At 71.1% G+C, this 3,540-nt stretch carries 4 protein-coding genes; 2 read left to right on the top strand and 2 right to left on the bottom strand.

Going from position 1 to position 3,540, the window contains the following annotated elements:
- Nucleotides 1–230 precede the first annotated feature (230 nt).
- On the bottom strand, nucleotides 231–941 hold the full coding sequence (locus AB0K09_RS31470; protein WP_366068806.1) for a TetR/AcrR family transcriptional regulator: 711 nt from the start codon (nucleotides 939–941) through the stop codon (nucleotides 231–233).
- 97 nt (nucleotides 942–1,038) lie between these two features.
- On the opposite strand from AB0K09_RS31470, the gene AB0K09_RS31465 reads away from it, so the two are divergent.
- Together AB0K09_RS31465 and AB0K09_RS31460 are read left to right on the top strand one after the other, a co-directional pair.
- Nucleotides 1,039–1,380, top strand: a complete 342-nt coding sequence (locus AB0K09_RS31465) for a darcynin family protein (RefSeq protein WP_366068805.1) — start codon at nucleotides 1,039–1,041, stop codon at nucleotides 1,378–1,380.
- Nucleotides 1,381–1,498: 118 nt separating this feature from the next.
- Nucleotides 1,499–3,109, top strand: a complete 1,611-nt coding sequence (locus AB0K09_RS31460) for an alpha/beta hydrolase (protein ID WP_366068804.1) — start codon at nucleotides 1,499–1,501, stop codon at nucleotides 3,107–3,109.
- Between the two features lie 21 nt (nucleotides 3,110–3,130).
- Here the strand turns inward: AB0K09_RS31460 and AB0K09_RS31455 are convergent.
- Nucleotides 3,131–3,540 (bottom strand): class F sortase (locus AB0K09_RS31455; protein WP_366068803.1); only part of this gene is annotated, 410 nt, incomplete at its 5' end.

Below are 3,540 nucleotides of genomic sequence, written 5' to 3'. Positions count from 1 at the left end.
CCACGGGTTGCCGCGCCACACCACGACCAGCGCGGCGACGAGCGCGGCCGCGCCGAGGAGGGGCTCGACGAGCCCGAGCAGGGGTACGGAGACGAGGAGCCCGGCCCGGGCCGGGTTCGTCCGCCACCAGCGGCGGGGCGGATCGGAGTGCGGGCCGGGCATGACGGCGTCCTTCGGTTCGTACGATCGTGCGCCGGCAGTGTACAGACGGCTCCCCTTCCGGGGGCGGGCTAGGCGTCGCCCAGGGCCGTCAGGATGTCGCGGACCGTGTGCTCGAAGAGCGGCTCGGGGTCCGTGAGGGCGAAGTCGAGGTGTCCGAAGACCTCCACGGCGACCGTCCCGTACAGCCGGGCCCAGCAGGCGACGAAGACGTAGATGACCTCCAGCGGCACGGGCTCGCCGGACAGGTGCTCGCGCACCTCCTCCAACTGGGCCGCCCAGGACGGGTCGAGGTCCGCCGGCGGCCGGACGCCTCCCCGCCGCCACAAGTGGACCATCAGGTCCAGGATGACGCCGCCGAAGCGCCAGCTCGAGTCGTGGGCGACGGAACCGGGCGTGGTGTCGGCGTCCGCGTCGGGCTTCGCGAAGAGCAGGCCGAATTCCCGCGGGTGTGCCAGGGCCCAGCGGCGCAGTTCGCGGCACACCTCCCGCAGCCGCTGCCCGGGCCGGGAGTCCGGGTGGCGGTCGCGGGCCGCCGCCAGGGCGGTGGCGAGCTCCTCGTAGAGGTGCGCGGTCAGAGCCTGGATCAGATCCCGGTGGCCGGCGTAGTAGCGGTAGAGGCCGGGCGCCGTCATGCCCATCTCGCGGGCGATCGCCCGCAGGGTGACGGCACCGGGGCCGTCCTCGACCAGCAGCCGCCGCGCGGTGCGCAGGATCTCCTCCAGCGCCTGCTCGCGAACCCGGTGCCGGCGGCCGGTGGGGGCTCCCGGAGTGCTGGACACGGTCGTGCGCCTGCCTTCCCTTGACAAAGTTAACGGGTGTCACTTTAACTGACGCCCAGAAAGTTAACGGTGTTAGCAAATCTGCTGGGGGAGTCTCATGAAGTACGGCATCGTCCTGACCTACACGGTCACCGAGCGGTGGCTGGCGCTCTCGCGCGAGGAGCGCAACGCGATGCGGGCCGCGCACATCGAGCCGGCCTTCGCCGCCCACGCGGACCGGGTGAAGGCGCGCTTCTTCGACGCCGAGGCGTTCAGCGGCCGGATCTCCGACTTCGCCGTGCTGGAGACCGAGGATCTCGGCGCGTACTACTTCCTGATCGAGGCCCTGCGCGACACCCCGGTCATCGCCGAGGGTTACCTCGCCTTCGACGAGGTCTTCCTGGGCGTGGAGGACGGGTTCCAGGAGTACGAGCAGGCGCTGGCGTCCGCGGAGGGGTGAGCCCTCGCCCGTAAGGCCGTCAAGGGGGCCCGGGTGACCAAGAGTTCATGAGTCACGGTTGGATAACACCAGCCGCAAGGCCGAAGCATGTGACATTGCACTGTCACATGCTTCGGCCATGAGAAGACTCAGAGCCGCGTTCGCGGCCCTCGCCGCCATCGGTGGCGTCCTCGCGGGTGTCACCCCCGCCGCCGCGTCCCTGCCCACGGGGGAGGACCCGGGTCAGGGCAAGCTCGTCTGGAGCTCCTGCGGCGACACCGCCACGCCCGCGTTGCAGTGCGCCATGCTCGACGTGCCCCTGGACTACGCGCATCCGGACGGCGCCAGGATCAAGCTCAAGGTGAACCGACTCCCGGCCACCGCGCCCAAGAGCAGGCAGCAGGGACCGATCCTGCTCAACCCCGGCGGTCCCGGCGACTCCGGCCTGTGGATGCCCGCCTACATCTCGGGGCGCATCCCCAAGGACGTCGCCTCGACCTACGACTGGATCGGCTTCGACCCGCGCGGCACCAACGCCAGCGAACCGCACGTCACGTGCGACGCGCACTACTTCGACGGCGAGCGGCCGGACTACCAGGTGAGCAAGGGCACTTCGCAGGCGTGGCTGGAGAAGTCGGCCAAGTACGCCGCCGACTGCGCCGCCAACTGGAGCTGGTTCCTGCCGCACATGACGACCGTCGACAACGCGCGCGACATGGACAGCATACGGCGGGCCCTCGGCGCCCAGAAGATCAATTTCTATGGCGGCTCGTGGGGCACCTCGCTGGGCTCGACGTACGGCCAGCTCTTCCCCTCACACGTGCGCCGGATGGTGCTGGACAGCATCGTCGGCCCCACCATCAGCTGGTACGACCACAACATCCTGCAGGACAAGGAGCACCAGCGCCGGTTCGACGCCTTCGCGGCGTGGACCGCCAAGGCCGACTCGGTCTACCACCTGGGTACGGACGCCGCCACGGTGAAGCGGAAGTACTACCAGGTCGAGGACGCGCTGCGGAGCAAGCCGGTGGACGCCGCCCCGGCCCCCGGCAGGATCGGCCCCGCCGAGTTCGAGGACACCTTCTACGGCGGCGGCTACAACTTCCTGCGCTGGCCGCGGATGGCGACCGTGCTCTCGGCCTACCTCACCAAGAACGACGACCGCCCGCTGCGGATCGCCTACAACAACTACGCCGCCCCGGGCGCCGACGACGGCACGTTCCCGGCGTACAACGCCGTGCAGTGCAGCGAGAACAACTGGCCGCGCGACTGGGAGTTCTGGAAGAAGGACCAGGCCAAGGTCAACGCCGTCGCACCCTTCTACACCTACAACAACATGTGGTACAACGCCGCCTGCATGTTCTGGCCCTACCAGGGCGACCGGGCCGGCCGGCTGAAGATCACCGGCAAGGGTCTGCCGCCCGTCCTGCTCTTCCAGGCCACCGAGGACGCCGCCACCCCCTACGAGGGCGCCGTCGCCATGCACAAGGCGCTGCCCGGATCCAAGCTCGTCGTCCAGAACGGCGGCAGCTTCCACGAGATCCTCTTCCACGGCAACTCGTGCCTGGACGACACCTTCACCGCCTACCTCAGGGACGGCAGCCTCCCGGCGGGCAAGGGCACGATCGCCAGGACCTGCGCCCCCGAGGACGAGCCGGCGCCGGTCTACGTCAACCCGGCCCCCACCGCCCTGAAGGCGCAGACCGGCCTCTCGCCCACCGACCCCGAAGCCGTCCACGGCGTCCGGTAGCCGAGCACGCCACGGGGGCGCTCAGCCCGGTTCGCCGATCAGGACGAGGTTCTGCGCGTACCGGTGCCGCGCGCGGTCGTAGGTACCGGTGCACGTGACCAGGGCCAGGCGCGGCCGTCCGGTGTCGGAGAACAGACCGCGGGGCAGCGCCTCCCTGCGGTAGGCGCGGCGCGCGGTGATGACATAGGTGTGGCGCCGGCCGTCGGCGCCCGTCACCACGGCGTGCGCGCCGAGGGGCACGTCGTACAGGGCCGCGAACGCGCCGAGTCCGCGGTCGCGCGAGTCGACGTGCCCGGCCAGCAGGACGGTCCCGCGCGCGGCACCCGGCCGGCCGCCCAGGGCCCACCAGCCGACGGTGTCCGGCGGCGCGGGCACCTCCAGCGTCCCGTCCGGCCTCCCGGCCACCGGGACGACCGGGGCCCGGAAGCGGC

This window comes from Streptomyces sp. NPDC049577 (genome assembly GCF_040675635.1).
Classification (GTDB): Bacteria; Actinomycetota; Actinomycetes; order Streptomycetales; family Streptomycetaceae; genus Streptomyces.
This window is presented reverse-complemented; position numbering and strand designations above follow the sequence as displayed.